This window comes from Sporofaciens sp. SGI.106, assembly GCF_050314255.1.
Lineage (GTDB): Bacteria > Bacillota > Clostridia > Lachnospirales > Lachnospiraceae > Claveliimonas.
Genome location: NZ_JBNPMZ010000008.1, coordinates 53,192 through 71,737, shown reverse-complemented (window position 1 = coordinate 71,737; position 18,546 = coordinate 53,192). Strand labels below are relative to the sequence as shown.

Below are 18,546 nucleotides of genomic sequence, written 5' to 3'. Positions count from 1 at the left end.
AATTTACATTATTTTGCAGGTTTCGACATTTTTGTCTATTTTGTACATTGTTTCGATTTTGCTCCTGTTACATAATTTTGATTTCCTCTTCCACGAATTCCTCATATGCTAATATCGAAAAAATCCCGGGAAATTATTCCCGGGATTCGTCCAAAAAACTATTGTCAAACAATATTACAAAACTCTTCTAACTGTTTTAATATTCATGCAGGTAGCCGGAATAATTCCAATTCCTTTTGAGGCATTAATTGCATTTACAATTTGCCCGTCTCCCATGTAAATTCCCACATGACCTTCATATAGAATCAGATCACCGGGTTGAGCCTCCTCGTAGCTGATGCCTGTTCCCGCATACTCCTGATCCCAGGTTGTCCTCGGTAAGCTTATGCCGAAATTTGCATACACCGACTGAACAAATCCGGAACAGTCCGCTCCGTCTGTCAGGCTGGTTCCGCCCCATACATATGGATTACCGATAAACTGACAGGCATAATCCACAACTGCCTGTCCCAAAGATGAAGCATTCTGTGCTCTTTGCAATGCCTGTGCTGCTGCCTCTTCTTCTGCTGCCCTGGCCTCCTCCTGAAGTCGTCGGGCTTCCTCTTCTCTGGACTCCGCATAATGGAATACGTCTTCCCCATTGATGGAAGACTCTGCCTGTCCGCTTGCCTCAGCCGCTGTCCTGACTATCTCTTCTGCCTTCTGCTGTGCAAGATTTCCTATAGTAATGTACTTCGTGCAAACGTAGCCGGTCACTGTCCCAGACTGCACTTTCGTCCACTCACCCACCGGACCCATAATCTTTGCCGCGTAATCCGGATACAGTTTTCCGACCCATTCGCTTTCTTTCGTAGGTTCGCTTCGCACAAACAGAAATGTATCTGCATCCACGTTCGCGAACGCCATATCTAAATACTCTCCTTTTTCTGTTGGCACTAAATAACTTTCTACATTCAACTCCTCTTTCGCATTATAACAGTCATTTAATACCTCTTCAATTCCCACGCCAGGCAACAACGCCGCTTCTGTATCAGCTGCAAATGCCTTCTCCCCGGAAACTGATACCACTCCAATCACAGTAACGAGAAACAATCCTTTTTTAAGATTCGAACTCATAAACAACCTCCTTCTTTTCGTTTATGTTTTCTTATCTTTTGTAAATATTACAGAATTGTTACAAATGTTACGTTCTTATTATATCAATGCTTTTTTTACATGTCAAGGCATCCTACCCTGGATTCGTTCGACGTATTCTTATGCTTTTCTTATATTTTTCTTAAGTCAAACATTCTCCGATGTCTAATTATGATATGGGTAAAAACAGATTGACATTTTCTATGATATATTGTAATATGATTTTAATAATTATTATCGTTATTAATTGAAGGGAGGATAGCACATGGCAACTCTAAAATACAGCAAACAGAGAGAATCTATCAAAGCATTCCTTGCCAGTACTAGCGACCATCCCACAGCCGATACCGTTTATCTACATGTAAGGGAAGAATTTCCCCACATCAGTCTGGGAACCGTGTACCGAAATCTGAACCTGCTCGCCGATATCGGTGAAGCGGTCAAGATTACAACCCCTGACGGGGGTGATCGATTTGACGGTATCACAACTCCTCATTATCATGTATTATGTACAAAATGTGGACGGCTAATCGACCTGGAGATGGACAATCAGGATTCCTTCAACCTGCTTGCCAGCGAGAATTTTAACGGACAGATTGATTCTCATACCGCTCTTTTTTATGGCATTTGCGAGGACTGCCTGAAAGAAGGAAATCCTAATTAAGCCGGATAGCAGCTTCCGGAAAATACAAAATAGGGCTTGACAAAAAGGAATGACAGCAGTAAAATAATATTAGTAATTATTACTGATATTTAAAACAAAATATATAAAGAAAAGGAGATTATCATTATGAAAAAATTTGTATGTACAGTATGCGGTTATGTTCATGAAGGAGATGCAGCACCGGAAAAATGTCCAGTATGTGGTGTTCCGGCTGAGAAATTCAAAGAGCAGGCTGGCGAGAGAGAATGGGCTGCTGAGCACGTTGTAGGTGTTGCTAAAGGTGTAAGCGAAGACATTCTTGCTGATTTGAGAGCTAACTTTGAAGGAGAGTGCTCAGAGGTTGGTATGTATCTTGCAATGGCTAGAGTTGCTCACAGAGAAGGATATCCGGAAATCGGATTATACTGGGAGAAAGCTGCTTACGAAGAGGCAGAGCATGCTGCTAAATTTGCAGAACTCCTTGGCGAAGTTGTAACAGACAGCACAAAGAAGAACCTTGAGATGAGAGTTGACGCTGAGAACGGTGCTACAGCAGGTAAATTTGACCTTGCAAAACGCGCTAAAGCAGCTAACCTTGACGCTATCCATGACACAGTTCATGAAATGGCAAGAGATGAAGCTCGTCACGGAAAAGCATTCGAAGGTCTGTTAAAGAGATACTTTGGCTAAGCTACAAGCCATGTAAAATGGTGAAAATAACGCCCTACAAGTTTACTTGTAAGGGCGTATATTTTTGCCATTTTATACGGCGACAGCCGTCCACTGAGATGAAGCGCAGCGAAATCGAAGTGGCGCATGGCTTGTAAAGCAACAAAGCGACAGCCGACAGCGAGAAGCAGCGTAGCGGATTCGAGCTGGCTTGGCGTAACATACTCTCCGGCGACAGCCCAACATGAAATAGCCCGTAGGGCTATGAATGGCTCGGCGTAGCTTTCAAAATGGTGAAAATAACGCCCGGCAAGTTTACTTGTTCGGGCGTTTATTATTTTTCTATTATTCGGCGACAGCCGTCCACTGAGATGAAGCGTAGCGGATTCGAAGTGGCACATGGCTTGTAATTTATAATAAAAATTGAATTCCCCTTGATTTTTTGTCATATCTGATGTAATATTCACATATACTTAATATAGTTTTTAAAACTACATGCAAGAGTAACTCGAATCACTTTGGTATTGTAATCAAGGAGGTATTTTCATGAATAATTCAACAAAGATCCGACATATCAAGGATCCCGGCAGCGCCATCACACATTTTATCGGCATGCTGATGGCTATCTTTGCAGCCGTACCGCTTCTAATAAAAGCCGCACATGAGCCTGGAAAGATTTATATCATTTCCATCGCAATTTATGCTGCCAGCCTGATTCTTCTGTATGCGGCCAGCACCAGCTACCATACATTTAACATTTCCGACAAAATGAATACAATTCTGAAGAAAATTGACCATATGATGATCTTTGTGTTGATTGCCGGAAGCTATACGCCAATCTGCCTCCTGGTTCTCGGCGGAAGAACAGGCCTGATTCTTCTGAGTCTCGTATGGGGAATCGCGATCATAGGAATTTTAATAAAAGCGTTTTGGGTATACTGTCCGAAATGGGTTTCCTCGGTTCTTTACATCGGCATGGGATGGACCTGTGTTCTCGCATTTACCCAGATACTCAACTCCATGAGTCCTGCAGCTTTTGGATGGCTGTTGGCAGGCGGTATAATCTACACCATCGGTGGAGTAATATACGCACTTAAGCTTCCGATTTTCAATATGAAGCATAAGAACTTTGGAAGCCACGAAATTTTCCACCTTTTCGTTATGGGCGGAAGTGCCTGCCATTTCATTGTGATGTATGCATTTGTGCTGTAAATATTACACGGTATCTCTAACCCTGATTTATACCGGAATATGCATCTTGATTTAACTGTTTCCGGCATAAATCAGGGCTTCTTTTTTTGCTCTTCCCATATGCTTAATTGCATACTCTCTTTTCATAGCTTCCTGCTTTGTCTCAAATATCTCATAATATACCAGCTCCACCGGCGTTCGGCTTCGCGTATACTTCGCGCCGCGACCGGCATTATGCTCCCGTATTCTCTTCTCTATATCATTTGTCCACCCCGTATACAGGGTGCCATCCGCACATTTTAATATATATGTATAGTTCATCTTTCTCTCCCTTTGCTCATCATTATACCGCATAAAATCATTTAGGGACAGGGTAAATGTCAAATGGGGACACCACAAACGTTAATTGAGGACGTAGCAAAATGCATTTTGCTACGTCCTCAACATCACTCTGCCATGTAATCCATGGGATTGACCGGTCTACCATCCTTTCGCATCTCAAAGTACACATTGCACCCTTCCACGCTGTAATACTTGGTAGGCTGACTCACATATCCGATGACTGAATTTGCTGCCACATAATCACCCACCTGCACCGGCACTTCCTTGAGCTGTCCGTATAACAGCTCATATCCATTTCCCAGATCCACATTGACCGTAGTTCCGGTCTGTGCTGTTACGTCTATGGATTTTACTACTCCTGCCGCACCGCAGATAACCTGATCTCCCTCCGCACCGGAAATGATCAGTGCCGGATTGTATTTGTATTGATCCAATGTTGAGAAATACACGGTCTTATCCATGCTGTAGTTTAGAAGTACGTTGCCATTTACCGGCCACAGCAGCTGACTGTCTTCTGTGAAGTTTAATGCTGTACTCTGACCCGCTGTTCTGCTGATTGAGCTTTCGGATTGTCCCTGGGTGTTCTGAGAATCCGAAGTTCCGGCTTCATCCATATCCTCTGTATCCTGCCCGTCTGCATCTTCTTCATCGTCTTCCTGATCAATGACCAGCTTGTCTGTGTTTGCCTCCTCGGAAGGCTCTTTTGTTTCGTTCTGCGTATTTTCCGCATCCTCTGTCACGTTCTGCTCATCATTCTGGGATTTTTGATACTCCCTGAGCGTATATGTTCCTACCATGGCAACTGCTGCAATAAAGCAGATTGCTATTCCGACAGCGGCACTGCGTCTTCCCTTTGAAGGTTTTTCCTTCTTATTCATATTCATCACCTCTGACCATATTTTTGCCAGAAGCCTGATTCCTTATTCACTGCCTTGCGCATTTTATAACATTTCAAAATTCAAGACTCGTTCGTGGAGCGTATATCAAATGAGATATGATTACTCCAGGACAATGTCCGCTACCTCTTTCATTTCTGTTCCCTCGAAGAAATATGCCAGTATTTCTTCATAGGATTTTCCTTCTTTTGCCATTTCATTTGCCGTGTACTGGCTCATGCCCAGCCCATGACCCACGCCCCGTGTTACAATTCGGAGCTTTCCATCGTATTTCTGCAGGGTAAAACAGCTGGAGGCAAGTCCCTGAGCAGTTCGGAATTCCTCTCCGCTCATCTGTTCCTGCCCTACTCTTACGCCAGTCACATAGCCTGCGGTGTCGGTGGCGGTGATCTCCGCATCCATATCGTCCACTACCGTTGTCTGTATCTGTTCCTTTGCCTCGATGTCCAGCGGACACTCCCGGATTTTCAGATAAGGATAATCTTCGCTTCCCAGGACTTCTTTTCCATCTCTGGTATTTCCATTAGTGAGACGGCAAAATGGTACATTGGCAAGATTTTCCCCATACATAAGAACCTGTCCATCCGTATCTTCCCACGCTTCTTTAAGCTTCCGATAATTCTTACCGTATCCGGGCATTCCCCACTGCTTCTGCATTTCTTCAACAGTCCAGAATTCATCCCCAAACACTGCACTGCTCCCGTTCTCGCGAATTTTCTGATATACAACCGTCCTCACCAGCACAGCCTGGGCCTTCAGTGCCTCTGATTTGTAGGAAACGGGGATCTCCTTTGCCAATTTACCGATACAGTACTCCTCGATGGATATTTCTGATTCCTTTCCATTATGTTCTGCTTTAATCCGGTTGCTGTCTGCAGAAACGGACGACTCTGCTTCCGGTCCATTTAGAAATACTGTTACCACGTAAGGCAATAATATAATTATAATAAGATAACATCCCAGCTGTTTTAATTTCTGACGCATAAAAAGCCCTCCCACACAATACTCAAGTTCGCCTTTTTGAATATTGTATGAGAGGGCTTGTTTCTTTATTCTAATTCTTCTACAGGCTCTTTCACTTCAACCTTAACCGGATCCAGATGCCAGATATCATTTACATATTCCTGGATTGTTCTGTCGGAAGTGAATTTACCACAGCATGCGGTGTTAAGAAGTGCTTTCTTAGCCCATCCTTCTCTGTCGATGTAAGCTGCTTCTACACGCTTCTGTGCCTCTGCATATGCGCGGAAATCCTTCAGAATGAAGTATACGTCTGCACGTCCGTTACCCTGTGGATTCAGAAGAGAGTTATACAGGTCACGATACATCTCTCTGTCGCCATGTGCATAGGTTCCGTCTACCAGCTGGTCTACTACGCGGCGGATTTCCGGATCATTGTTGTAAATGTCTCTCGGATAATATCCTCCGTTCTTTTCATAATTAATAACCTCATCAGAGCTTAATCCAAAGATAAATGCATTCTCGATTCCTACTTCTTCTACGATCTCAACGTTAGCTCCGTCCATGGTTCCCAGTGTCGGTGCACCGTTCAGCATGAACTTCATGTTACCTGTACCGGAAGCCTCCTTGGAAGCTGTGGAAATCTGCTCGCTGACATCTGCTGCCGCAAAGATCATCTCTGCATTGGATACACGGTAATCCTCGATGAATACAACCTTCAGTTTGCCGTTGATACTTCTGTCGTTATTTACCACCTCTGCTACGGAGTTGATCAGCTTAATGATCTCTTTCGCACGGACATAACCTGCACTTGCCTTGGCACCGAAGATAAATGTTCTCGGATAGAAGGACATCTCCGGATGCTCTTTGATCTGGTTGTACAGATACATTACATGTAAAATGTTCAGAAGCTGACGCTTATACTCGTGGAGACGTTTTACCTGTACATCGAAGATAGAACGCGGATCAACCTCTACTCCGTTATGCTTCAGGATGTAGTCTGCAAGTCTTTCTTTATTCTTGTATTTGATTTCCATGAACTCTGTCAGAGCCTTCTGGTCATCTGCCAGCGGTTTTAATTTTGCCATCTGAGACAGATCTGTTACCCATGCATCGGATCCGAGTTTTTCGGTTACCCAGTCTGCAAGAAGCGGATTGCCGTGCAGAAGGAAACGTCTCTGAGTGATACCATTTGTCTTGTTATTGAACTTCTCAGGCATCATTTCATAGAAATCTCTAAGCTCCTGAGCTTTCAGGATCTCTGTATGAAGTCTTGCAACACCATTTACAGAAAATCCTCCGACGATTGCCAGATGAGCCATTCTTACCTGTCCGTTGTACAGGATTGCCATCTTGCGTACCTTTTCCTCGTTGCCCGGATACATTTCACGGATCTTGATCACGAAACGGCGGTCAATCTCCTGAATGATCTGGTATACACGTGGAAGCAGTCTTGAGAACAGGTCGATCGGCCATTTCTCCAGAGCTTCTGCCATGATGGTATGGTTGGTGTATGCACAGGTCTTTGTGGTAATATCCCACGCTTCATCCCATTCCATTCCCTCTTCATCCAGAAGGATACGCATTAATTCACCAACTGCAACGGTCGGATGGGTATCATTCATCTGGAATGTAACCTTCTCCGGCAGCTTGTGAAGATCATCGTGTGTTTTCTTAAATTTAGCAATTGCTGCCTGAATACTTGCAGAAATGAAGAAATACTGCTGTTTCAGACGCAGCTCTTTTCCGGCATAGTGGTTATCATTCGGGTAAAGTACCTCTACGATAGTCTTAGCCAGGTTCTCCTGCTCTACTGCCTTGTGATAATCACCACGGTCAAAGGACTCAAGCTGGAAGTCAGTGATGGCCTTTGCATCCCAGATACGTAAGGTATTTACCACGTGATTGCCATATCCCACGATTGGCATATCATACGGGATTGCCATAACAGACTCATAGTTCTCCTGTACGAAATGAGTCTTGCCTGTGTTTACATCATACTCTACACGGATATTTCCGCCAAAGCGAACTTCCTTCGCATATTCTTCACGACGAAGCTCGAACGGATTACCTTCCTTAAGCCAGTCATCCGGAGTCTCGATCTGATAGCCGTTTTCAATCTTTTGTTTGAACATACCGTATTTATAACGGATACCACAACCATATGCTGCGTAGCCCAGAGTTGCAAGGGAATCCAGGAAACACGCAGCCAGACGGCCAAGACCGCCGTTACCAAGTGCTGCATCCGGTTCCTCATCCTCCAGGACATTTAAATCAATGCCCATCTCATCCAGCGCTTCTTTTACTTCCTTGTACGCTGTCATGTTAATCAGGTTATTACCCAAAGCACGACCCATCAGGAATTCCATGGACATATAATATACTGTCTTCGGATCATCCTTTTTATACTGATTCTGAGTTGCAATCCAGTCATCGATGATTGCTTCTTTCACAGCATAGGACACAGCCTGAAATAACTGCTGCGGTGTCGCTTCATCTACTGTTCTTCTGTAAAGAGATTTTACGTTGTTTTCAACCTCTTTTTTAAATGCCTTCTTGTCAAATCTTGGATTATACATGCGAAATTCTCCCTCTTTTATCGGTTTGTTATCTTTCTACACCAATCGTCACTTTCTCTCCATTGATGCCCCATTCCTTGGTGTATCCTGTCGGCTCTGCCTTTGTCACGGAAACTGCCAGCGTCTCGCTTCCAATCTCTTCTGCGTGATCGGCAAATACTTTCTCTGCCTTCTCACTGCCGGTATAAGTAACGCGAATCTTATCAGTCACTTCAAAGTCTGCTTCCTTACGCATCGTCTGAACTTTACTGATGATCTCACGCACAAATCCTTCTTCCAGAAGCTCTGCTGTCAGATTGGTATCCAGTACAACCGTGATGCCATTATTATTTTCGGATACATAGCCTTCCATCTGTGCAGTATCGATGAGCAGGTCCTCTCTGAGAAGTGAGATCGCCTGGCCATTTACCTCAAGCTTCAGCGTTCCATTCTGATTCAGCTCATCCATTGCAGCATTTCCGTCAAGTCCATCCAGCGCAGCCTTGATTCCACCCAACATTTTACCATATTTTGGTCCGACTGTCTTTAGCTGAGGTTTAAAAGTATAGGATGTAAAATCTCGTACGTCTTGTGTAAATGTTACAGTTTTTACATTTAATTCTTCTTTTACGATATCCTGATAAAATTCCGGAAGTTCGAAATCTGCCTTAACGAACATCTGACCGATCGGCTGTCTGTTCTTGATATTTGCGGTATTTCTGCAGGCACGTCCCATTACAACCAGCTTCAGGACTTCCTCCATGTTAGCTTCCAGCTCTTTATCGATCATCGTCTCATCTGCTACCGGGAAATCGCACAGGTGGATACTCTCCGGTGCATTTTCGTCAATGCTTCTTACCAGATTCTGGTAAATCTCCTCCGTCATGAACGGAATCATCGGAGCGGCAACTTTCGCTACCGTAACCAGAGCAGTGTACAGAGTCATGTATGCATTGATCTTATCCTGCGGCATTCCCTTTGCCCAGAAACGCTCTCTGGAACGTCTTACATACCAGTTACTCATATCATCCACAAACTCCTGCAGAGCTCTTGCTGCTTCCGGAATTCTGTAGTTTTCCAGATGACCGTCCACTTCTTTGATCAGTGTATTCAGCTTGGACAAAAGCCATTTGTCCATAACAGGAAGCTTATCATACTCCAGACTGTATTTTGTAGCGTCAAATTCATCAATATTTGCATAAAGCACGAAGAATGCATAGGTATTCCACAGAGTACCCATGAACTTTCTCTGTCCCTCTACGACTGCTTTTCCATGGAAACGGTTCGGCAGCCACGGAGCACTGTTTACATAGAAGTACCAGCGGATCGCATCTGCGCCATAGGTCTCCAGTGCATCAAACGGATCTACCGCATTTCCTTTGGATTTACTCATCTTCTGTCCGTTCTCATCCTGCACATGGCCCAGTACGATAACGTTCTTGTACGGAGCCTTGTTAAAGATCAGGGTAGAGATAGCCAGCAGGGAATAGAACCATCCACGTGTCTGGTCTACCGCCTCGGAGATAAAATCTGCCGGGAACTGCTGCTCGAACAGGTCTTTATTTTCAAATGGATAATGGTGCTGTGCAAACGGCATGGAACCACTGTCAAACCAGCAGTCAATAACCTCCGGCACACGATGCATCGGCTTTCCGCACTTCGGGCAGCGGATCGTTACTTCATCAATGTACGGACGGTGAAGTTCAATATCATCCGGACAGTTGTCGGACATTTCCTTAAGCTCTGCAATGCTTCCAATAGAATGCTGATGTCCGCATTCACACTCCCAGATATTTAACGGAGTACCCCAGTAGCGGTTACGGCTGATGCCCCAGTCCTGTACATTTTCAAGCCAGTCTCCGAAACGTCCCTTACCGATACTTTCCGGAATCCAGTTAATTGTATTATTATTTGCAATCAGATCGTCTTTTACATCTGTCATCTTGATGAACCAGGACTCACGCGCATAATAGATCAGCGGAGTATCACATCTCCAGCAGTGCGGATAACTATGCTCGAAATTCGGTGCTTCAAATAACAGGTTCCTCTCTTCCAGATCCTTTAATACCAGCGGATCTGCTTTCTTTACGAAAATTCCGGCAAAAGGAGTCGTCTCTCCCATGTTACCCTTCTCGTCTACAAGCTGAACGAACGGCATATCGTATTTGCGTCCAACCTTCGCATCATCCTCACCAAATGCAGGTGCGATATGAACCACACCGGTACCATCGGTCAGAGTTACGTAGGAATCACAGGTCACAAAGAATGCTTTCTTATTCTGCTTTGCCGCACAGTCATATGCACACTGATAAAGCGGCTCATACTCTTTATATTCCAGATCCTTTCCAAGGTATGTCTCCAGAATCTCATATGCCGGTTTGTCTTCCTCTGCAAGCTTGCCAAGAACCGTATCCAACAGTGCAGTTGCCATATAGTAAACAAATCCGTCTGCGCATTTTACCTTCGCATATTCTTCATCCGGATTTACACAGAGACCGATATTGGACGGCAGTGTCCATGGTGTTGTGGTCCATGCAAGGATGTATGCATCCTCATCCTTTACTTTGAATCGTACAATAGCGGAACGCTCTTTTACATCCTTATATCCCTGAGCAACCTCCTGAGCGGACAGCGGCGTACCACAGCGCGGGCAGTAAGGAACAATCTTAAATCCCTTATAAAGAAGACCTTTATCCCAGATCTGCTTCAGAGCCCACCACTCGGACTCAATAAAGTTATTATCATAGGTTACATACGGATTATCCATATCAGCCCAGAAACCAACGGTGTTGGAGAAATCCTCCCACATTCCCTTGTATTTCCATACGCTTTCCTTACATTTGTTGATAAATGGTTCCAGACCGTATTCCTCGATCTGCTCCTTTCCATCCAGTCCCAGAAGCTTTTCCACTTCCAGCTCTACCGGAAGACCATGGGTATCCCATCCTGCTTTTCTCGGAACCATGTATCCCTTCATAGTACGGTATCTCGGGATCATGTCCTTGATTACACGTGTCAGCACGTGTCCGATATGCGGTTTTCCGTTTGCTGTCGGAGGTCCGTCATAAAAGGTATAGGTCTCACCTTCTTTGCGGTTCTCCATACTTTTCTCAAAAATATGATTTTCTTCCCAGAATTTTTCTGTGGCTTTCTCACGATCCACGAACTTAAGATCCGTAGAAACTTTCTTATACATCTTTCAATCCTCCTTTTGCCAGGTGTGGTTTCCTATAGAGTAAAAAAAGCTCCCATCCATATAGGACGAAAGCTATAATTCGTTTATAAACCACCTAACATACTATCATATGCTTTCCATATAACGGCGGACACCGTCGATTCTTAATCAGAATACTGCTCTTTTCAGAAATCGAAACTCTGAAGTGATATTCAGACACACTCTACTCGTACCGGACTCCCACCAACTCCGGCTCGCTGTAACTTTCCTGTCTGTCCTACTGTCTTCGTCAACGTCTTTGTATATTGAAAATCTTACCCCTGCATTATAACTAAAAACCGGTTCATAAGTCAAGGGCTTTCTTTTGACTTTTCTTCTATCTTCTGCGTCTTCTTCTGCGTCGTTTTCGTTTTTTCAGCTGATTGATCCTGAACCAGAGTATCAATATGATAAGAAGGGAAACGATTCCAACCACAATAAGTGGTTTGCGAATATCCTTTTTCCCCTCCGGCTGATTCATTTTATCTGTATCCACCTCACTGAACACGACTTTCCCGGTATCTTCCAGCGAATCACTGACCCTCACCTGCGCGCTGCCTACCGGCATATCCTGATAGGTATAGGACAGAGTTGCCAGATTTTCTCCCTTTTCATCCAGTTCAAGTGTTTTCTCCAGACTGTCGAAATTCACACCCTCCGGCAACAGAACATAGGCCTCCTCCGGGATTTCTTCCACCTCTTCTATAGATTCCTTTTCCACAATGGGAATCTTTTTGAAGCTGCTAAATCCATAGTCCAAAAGCGCTCTGGTATCTGAATACACATGCCCTGCATAAGTCCTGAACACAACGCAGATTAAAGTTCTGTCGCCATTATCTGCAAATGTGATCAGAGTATTGTTCGCCTCTGTCGTATATCCCGTCTTGCCGCCGATTGCATATTCATAATAATCGGAATCTCCGGGTAAAAGCATGTTATGTTTCTGCTGAAATACATGTTCTTCCGTAGTGGCTGATGCCGGAATCACATATTGCTGAGTCTGACAGATTTCAAAAAACTGCGGGTACTGGCAGATCGCTCTTCCAATCAGCGCCATATCTCTGGCACAGGTCAGATGATTCTCCTCATGAACCCCATTTGTATTTACAAAATTCGAATGTTCTCCTCCCAGTTCTCTGCAGGTTGCATTCATCTGCTCCAGAAACCATTCGTAGCTCTGTCCCTGACTTTGGGCTATGGTCTCTCCGATCGCGCAGGCCACCTCATTAGAGGAGGCAAGAAGCATGGCATACATTGCCTGCTCCATGGAAATAACATTCCCTTCCTGCAATCCTATAGACGCATATCCCGAACCAAGACAGTTCATACACTCCGGTGTAATCACAACCTGAGCTGCCATATCGCCGTACTGAAATGCCAGAAGCGCCGTCAGTACTTTCGTAATACTCGCCGGGAATTCCTGCTTATCAATATTCTTAGCATAAAGAATGGCTCCGCTGTCCGCGTCCATCACAATAGCGGAATCTCCGTATGTCCCCGGTCCCTGCGGCCATCCTTTCAATTCATTCGATTGTACCGGAAGATTATAAACAGCTTCCAGCTCCTTCTGGAGCGCTTCCTGGGCTTTTTCTTCTTCTGTTTTTTCTTCCTCCGGTTTTTCCTGTGTCGCTGTTTCTCCTTCAGCCCGAACCTCCATCCGGCTCACCGGTACAGCGGCCATTAAAAATAATACTGCCAGAATTCCTGTCATCACACGAAGACCGAATGGCAAACGGTGTCTCATTCGCTTAGTCCTCCAAAAATTACCTTTCCGTCTTTCACAACGCACTTTAATTCCAGTTCTTTACCCAGCAGAACAATGTCTGCCTTCTTTCCCGGTGTAATAGAACCATACTCATCATAAATACCCAGGCTCTTTGCCGGATTCGCTGTTACACATGCAACTGCCGTTTCCAGTGGAATTCCCATCTCTTTTACCGCCGTTCTCATACAATCCGGCAGTGTAGTTGCTGACCCTGCCAAAGCTCCGTCCGAAACAAGAGTCGCACGGTTGCCCTTCACATCTACATCCAGACCTCCCAGAGTATATCTTCCGTCCGGCATTCCGGTTGCCCGCATAGAATCACTGATAAAAATAATTCTCTCAGCCCCCAGCATTTTAAATGTGGTGCGTACTACCGCCGGATGAATATGTACACCGTCGCAAATAAGCTCTGCCATCACATGTCCGCTGTCAGCCACCGCTCCTATCACACCGGGAGCACGGTGCGTGTAAGCAGGCATTGCATTATAAAGATGCACTGCATGGGATGCCCCCGCATCATAAGCAGCCTTTGCCGTGTCATAATCCGCGTTGGTATGTGCCAGGGATACTGTTACTTCATCCTTCACTTCCTGAATAAATGTCTTTGCATCTCCTTCTTCCGGCGCGATACCAATATATTTCACCAGCCCCTTTGCCGCATTCTGAAATCTGCGAAATACTTCCGCATCACAGGGAATGATATTCTTCTCATCCTGTGCCCCTTTCTTTGCCGCACTGATAAACGGGCCCTCCATATTGACACCCACCAGATCAGCCTGTATCCCACAATCCTTTTCACTCTTTTCAAGACGATATGCTGCCGCTTGCGCCAGTATCCGCTCCAGCTCCGGCACCGGAAGAGTCATCGTCGCAGGTGAGATAGCCGTAACTCCAATAGACGCTTCATATTTTGCAATTTCCTCAAAGGCCTCTCTGGTTCCGTCGCAGAAGTCATATCCTTTACATCCATGAAAATGAATATCAATCATGCCAGGAATTGCATATGCACCTTCTCCGTCAATGACCTCCGAATCCTCCACATTTCCTGACTTCGTTCCATCTATAATGACTTTAGAAACTTTTCCGTTTTCCGTCTCAATCTCTCCGGGCACAAACACACCCTCTTCTGTGTATACCTGTACGTTTATAACACGCATGATATCCTCTCCTCTTACTTCTTATCCTTCTTGATATTCTGAAGCCCAAACCAGATACAGAATGCACACGCAACTCCTATCCCAACATTATCCCACAGTCCGTTGTTTCCCATATCTATCAGTCCAAAACAATCTGTAGCTGACAGAAAACTGGCAATAACTCCTATGACCCCTACTACTATAAATATGATTCCTACTGTCTTATAACTCATATTTTTCCCTCACTTTCTTTTCCTTCGTATTGTTTATCTATTATAGCACAGCTTTTCGCCTCACGCCAGTAGAACCGAAACATCTGATTGTCATCACATTTAAATGCCGGGAATTTTTCGCCCCGGTCAGATAATGATAGCCTGTCAGACACCTGCGTGCTATAATAATCTATGTATTCAAACTGTTTTTTACAATCGAAACGAGGGATTTATATGGAAGAAAATGTTAGAGTCGTTGACCGTGTATTTGATATTATCGAGCAGCTTGCCGCCTCCCATTCACCTATGGGACTGTCAGATATTGCAAAAGCTACCGGCATGAGCAAAAGTACGGTTCACAGACTGCTCTCCTCCATGTGTGCCCGCCATTATGTAGAGAAAAATGCAGACAACACCTACTCCATTGGTTATAAATTAATGGAAACGGTCAGTCTGCACATCAACAATCTGGAGCTTCTGACGGAAGCCAAACCATTTCTGACTGAAATCATGCGCGACTTACATCTGACTGCACATATGGGTATTCTGGATGGATGTGATGTGGTCTATCTTGAAAAACTTGACATTTATCCCAATACCAGGCTCTATACTCAGGTGGGTTTTCGTTCCCCGGCATACTGCTCTTCTATGGGAAAATGTCTCCTTTCCTGTCTGTCCGGCGATGAACTGGATGATGCGCTGTACGGATGTGATTTTAAACGCTATACCCCGAATACTATCACCGATATCCGGGAATTCAAACGTTATTTAAAGGTTGTCCGCCGTCAGGGGTGGGCTATGGACAATGAGGAGTATCAGGCCGGTCACCGCTGCGTAGGGGCTCCTGTGTATGACTACCGGGGCACTCCCGTAGCCGCTATCAGTGCCAGCGGCTCCATTACCCAGCTGTCAGACCAGAATCTGGAATCTGTCATAAAGGAAGTAAAAAAAGCCGCCGAAAGCCTGTCCCGGAAAATGGGATACGTAGGATAAATGGTCACACTTCAAAAAGACGAAGAGGTTTTCAGCCCCTTCGTCTTTTCTGACATTTTTTTGTTTCTTTTTACACTTAAATAATATTTTTCAATACAATAGTTTTTGTTCTTGTAACTTCGTCAAATGTTGACATGACACCCTCTGTTCCGATTCCGGAATATTTGTATCCGCCAAATGGCATCTCAAAGCTTCTGAAGAAACTTGCTCCATTAATAACAGTACCGCCGCACTCCAATGCATTGCAGACTTTCATAGCCGTCTTCATATTCTCTGTAAATACACATCCGCACAATCCAAACTTGGAGCCATTTGCAATCTCAATAGCTTCGTCTACTGTATCAAATGTAATGATCGGAACTACGGGTCCGAATATCTCCATATCGCCTGCCACATCTGCTGTCTTAGGAACATCACCAATTACAGTCGGTGTGATAAATGCTCCATCTCTGGTTCCGCCTAACAGAATCTTACCACCCTGTTCTACGGTCAGATTGATCTGGCGCTCTACTTCGATTGCTGCCTTTTCACTGATCAGGCATCCGATCTGTGTACTTTCATCAGAAGGCATTCCCTGCTTAAGCTGTTTGATTCTGGCAATTGCTTTCTCCGTAAATTCTTCCACACGATTCTTCTGAATCAGGAAACGCTTAGATGCACAGCATACCTGTCCTGTATTATACATACGTCCCCAGATGAGTTCTTCTACTGCAAGATCCACATCTCCGTCTTCCAATACAATAAATGCATCATTTCCTCCAAGCTCCAGAGCGATATGTGCCAGATGATCAGCAGCTGTTTTTGCCGTTTCAATACCGACCTCTGTAGAACCTGTAAGTGTAATAGCATGTACATCCTTATTTGCACACAGCCAGCTTCCGACTTTGGATCCGCGTCCGGTTACAATCTCGATTGCACCCGGTGTGACACCTGCCTCGCCCAGCATTGCAGTCAGTTTGCAAAGAGTCAGCGGATTATCGGTAGATGGTTTCACGATTGCAGCATTTCCTGCAAGAAGTGTAGGTGCCACCTTCTGATCAAAAAGATCACACGGGAAGTTGAATGGAATGACACATGCGATCACGCCGATCGGCTCTCTCTTTGTAATAAGCACATTTTTATCCTGACCTGCCTCCATTCCGGCCGGAATTGTCTCTCCGTAAAGATGTTTTGCTCTCTCTGAAAATGCCTTAAAAGCAATCGGAATATTTCCGATCTCTGCTCTTGCCTCTACAATAGGTTTTCCGGTTTCTGCGGATAATGTCTGAGCCAGATCCTCTTTTCTCTCCTCAACCAGTTCCAGGAACTTATACATAATCTCCACTTTTTCATAAACCGGTACATCTTTCCATATTTTCTGTGCAGCTTTCGCTTTCTCCACTGCAAGGTCTACGTCCTCCTTCGTTGCGGAAGGAATGGTATCTACTACGGCACCAGTTGCCGGATTTATAACATCGATAGTCTGTCCGTCAGAAGCGTCTGTTGCCAGACCATTTATAAACATCTTCATACTGCAAATCTCCTTTCCGTATCCATCCTTATGCTTCAAATGCTGTAAATGAAAGCATCAGTCCACCACAGGTATTCAGTCCATCTGCCTCAAATCCATATTCTCCAAAGGTAAATTCTGCGATAAACGGTACATCTCCCGCCTCTTTCTTAAGCTGTTCTGCAACTTCACCGATCCGCGCATCGATTCCGGCTCTTCTTCCTCCGCAGTGTACCAGATGATATGCTCCTGCCTGTGCCGGCATCTTCTCTTTCAGTTCTGCCAGTGTCTTTCCGGTAGAATCAACGAGCTCATCCACCGTTCCTTCCATACGGATGACAGCTGTCCCCTCTGCCAGATTATTTCCTATATTCATAGTCAGATCATCATTTCCATTCATCGGATGACGGATAGCAACCAGGTCGCCCAGACGATCCTTTACGCCGAGAGGAGATGTGATTGTCTCAGCCAGAAGTGCTCCGCCTTTCACTGCCTCGATATCCATGCCTCTCCACTCTGCATATTTCTGCAGTGCCGGTACTCCATCAATCTCTGCAAGTACACGATTATCGATTACTTTGGTAATAATACCCATGTCTTTCGTCTCACGGTAAGCGCCTGTGAATTTGTTGGTCATTTTCTTGTCTGTGTAGAAGAATGCCACGGCTACACCATCTGCAAATGCACCCTTGTCCGTATATAATTTCCACTTTCCTTCAATACTGTTGTCAGCAGCACTTCCTCCATAAAAAGGAACTCTTCCGATTACCTTCGTAATTCCTTTTACATAGAATTCCTCCAGTCCCGGAGGTGCTACCATATAATAATAATCCGGAGGCGTTGTCTTACCGGCTCTCTCCATGGCAAGCTTAGCTGCCGCCTCACCTGCATCTACCGGGCAATCTGTTCTCTCAACTGCAGCCACACCAACTGCCATATCCGGATCTGATACAGCCATAATGCCGACAAATCCGTCTTCTGAGCTTATATAACCTTCCGGAGTGATAACACCTGTAAATGAGGTATTTCCAATTACCGGAACTCCCGGAAGCTCTTCTGCAATTCCTGCCAGCATTGCATCCAGATCATAATCACAACTTGCATACACATATGCCATACTCACGGAATCCAGGCCTGCTTTAGCCTTTGCAGCTGCTTCTGCTCCCGCAATCTTCGGGTTACCGTTTATACTGGAACCAGTATTTCCTTTCATCATTTTTATTCCTCCTTTTTGTCTAAAACGAACAATTATTTGATTAATTCTAATTATAATTTATTCATTTTCACAAACAATATACCTATCCCATCAAACGGAACGGGCGTTCCACCAGGTGGAACGCCCGT

Annotated in this window: 16 protein-coding genes; 4 read left to right on the top strand and 12 right to left on the bottom strand. The window is 44.8% G+C overall.

Going from position 1 to position 18,546, the window contains the following annotated elements; genetic code table 11:
- Nucleotides 1–174 precede the first annotated feature (174 nt).
- Nucleotides 175–1,116 (bottom strand): C40 family peptidase, encoded by a 942-nt coding sequence (locus ACQRCC_RS07975; protein WP_427850282.1) that lies wholly within the window; start codon nucleotides 1,114–1,116, stop codon nucleotides 175–177.
- A gap of 283 nt (nucleotides 1,117–1,399) precedes the next feature.
- On the opposite strand from ACQRCC_RS07975, the gene ACQRCC_RS07970 reads away from it, so the two are divergent.
- Together ACQRCC_RS07970 and ACQRCC_RS07965 are read left to right on the top strand one after the other, a co-directional pair.
- Entirely contained in the window at nucleotides 1,400–1,798 is a 399-nt protein-coding gene (locus ACQRCC_RS07970) for a Fur family transcriptional regulator (RefSeq protein ID WP_427850281.1), read from the top strand.
- 126 nt (nucleotides 1,799–1,924) lie between these two features.
- Complete coding sequence (locus ACQRCC_RS07965; protein WP_235397767.1) at nucleotides 1,925–2,467, top strand: NADH peroxidase; 543 nt, start codon at nucleotides 1,925–1,927, stop codon at nucleotides 2,465–2,467.
- Here ACQRCC_RS07965 and ACQRCC_RS07960 read toward each other — a convergent pair.
- The gene (locus ACQRCC_RS07960) at nucleotides 2,464–2,895 is read right to left on the bottom strand and encodes a hypothetical protein (RefSeq protein ID WP_427850280.1); all 432 of its coding nucleotides are present in this window, start codon (nucleotides 2,893–2,895) and stop codon (nucleotides 2,464–2,466) included. The two genes, ACQRCC_RS07965 and ACQRCC_RS07960, sit on opposite strands and share 4 nt — an antisense overlap.
- Before the next feature lie 97 nt (nucleotides 2,896–2,992).
- Between ACQRCC_RS07960 and trhA the strand changes: the two genes are divergently transcribed.
- On the top strand, nucleotides 2,993–3,658 hold the full coding sequence (trhA, locus tag ACQRCC_RS07955) for a PAQR family membrane homeostasis protein TrhA (RefSeq protein WP_427850279.1): 666 nt from the start codon (nucleotides 2,993–2,995) through the stop codon (nucleotides 3,656–3,658).
- A 51-nt stretch (nucleotides 3,659–3,709) separates the two neighbouring features.
- On the opposite strand, the gene ACQRCC_RS07950 is transcribed toward trhA, so the two are convergent.
- The 8 genes from ACQRCC_RS07950 to ACQRCC_RS07915 form a co-directional block, all read right to left on the bottom strand.
- Entirely contained in the window at nucleotides 3,710–3,958 is a 249-nt protein-coding gene (locus ACQRCC_RS07950; RefSeq protein ID WP_427850278.1) for a GIY-YIG nuclease family protein, read from the bottom strand.
- Nucleotides 3,959–4,083: 125 nt separating this feature from the next.
- Nucleotides 4,084–4,857 (bottom strand): murein hydrolase activator EnvC family protein, encoded by a 774-nt coding sequence (locus ACQRCC_RS07945; protein ID WP_427850277.1) that lies wholly within the window; start codon nucleotides 4,855–4,857, stop codon nucleotides 4,084–4,086.
- A 120-nt stretch (nucleotides 4,858–4,977) separates the two neighbouring features.
- Nucleotides 4,978–5,859 (bottom strand): SpoIID/LytB domain-containing protein, encoded by an 882-nt coding sequence (locus ACQRCC_RS07940; RefSeq protein ID WP_427850276.1) that lies wholly within the window; start codon nucleotides 5,857–5,859, stop codon nucleotides 4,978–4,980.
- Nucleotides 5,860–5,924: 65 nt separating this feature from the next.
- Nucleotides 5,925–8,414, bottom strand: coding sequence for a glycogen/starch/alpha-glucan phosphorylase (locus tag ACQRCC_RS07935; protein ID WP_427850275.1), 2,490 nt, complete (start codon nucleotides 8,412–8,414; stop codon nucleotides 5,925–5,927).
- A 28-nt stretch (nucleotides 8,415–8,442) separates the two neighbouring features.
- Nucleotides 8,443–11,589, bottom strand: a complete 3,147-nt coding sequence (gene ileS, locus ACQRCC_RS07930) for an isoleucine--tRNA ligase (RefSeq protein WP_427850274.1) — start codon at nucleotides 11,587–11,589, stop codon at nucleotides 8,443–8,445.
- Nucleotides 11,590–11,944: 355 nt separating this feature from the next.
- Nucleotides 11,945–13,351 carry a D-alanyl-D-alanine carboxypeptidase family protein gene (locus ACQRCC_RS07925; protein WP_427850273.1) on the bottom strand — a complete coding sequence of 469 codons (1,407 nt, stop codon included), beginning with the start codon at nucleotides 13,349–13,351 and terminating at the stop codon, nucleotides 11,945–11,947.
- Nucleotides 13,348–14,529 carry an N-acetylglucosamine-6-phosphate deacetylase gene (nagA, locus tag ACQRCC_RS07920; RefSeq protein ID WP_427850272.1) on the bottom strand — a complete coding sequence of 394 codons (1,182 nt, stop codon included), beginning with the start codon at nucleotides 14,527–14,529 and terminating at the stop codon, nucleotides 13,348–13,350. Before nagA ends, ACQRCC_RS07925 begins: the two co-directional genes overlap by 4 nt.
- Before the next feature lie 14 nt (nucleotides 14,530–14,543).
- Entirely contained in the window at nucleotides 14,544–14,741 is a 198-nt protein-coding gene (locus ACQRCC_RS07915) for a hypothetical protein (protein WP_427850271.1), read from the bottom strand.
- Between the two features lie 213 nt (nucleotides 14,742–14,954).
- Between ACQRCC_RS07915 and ACQRCC_RS07910 the strand changes: the two genes are divergently transcribed.
- Nucleotides 14,955–15,713, top strand: coding sequence for an IclR family transcriptional regulator (locus ACQRCC_RS07910; RefSeq protein ID WP_427850270.1), 759 nt, complete (start codon nucleotides 14,955–14,957; stop codon nucleotides 15,711–15,713).
- 76 nt (nucleotides 15,714–15,789) lie between these two features.
- On the opposite strand, the gene ACQRCC_RS07905 is transcribed toward ACQRCC_RS07910, so the two are convergent.
- Together ACQRCC_RS07905 and ACQRCC_RS07900 are read right to left on the bottom strand one after the other, a co-directional pair.
- Nucleotides 15,790–17,223 (bottom strand): aldehyde dehydrogenase family protein, encoded by a 1,434-nt coding sequence (locus ACQRCC_RS07905; protein ID WP_427850269.1) that lies wholly within the window; start codon nucleotides 17,221–17,223, stop codon nucleotides 15,790–15,792.
- Between the two features lie 28 nt (nucleotides 17,224–17,251).
- On the bottom strand, nucleotides 17,252–18,418 hold the full coding sequence (locus tag ACQRCC_RS07900; RefSeq protein ID WP_427850268.1) for an FIST signal transduction protein: 1,167 nt from the start codon (nucleotides 18,416–18,418) through the stop codon (nucleotides 17,252–17,254).
- Between the last annotated feature and the right edge of the window lie 128 nt (nucleotides 18,419–18,546).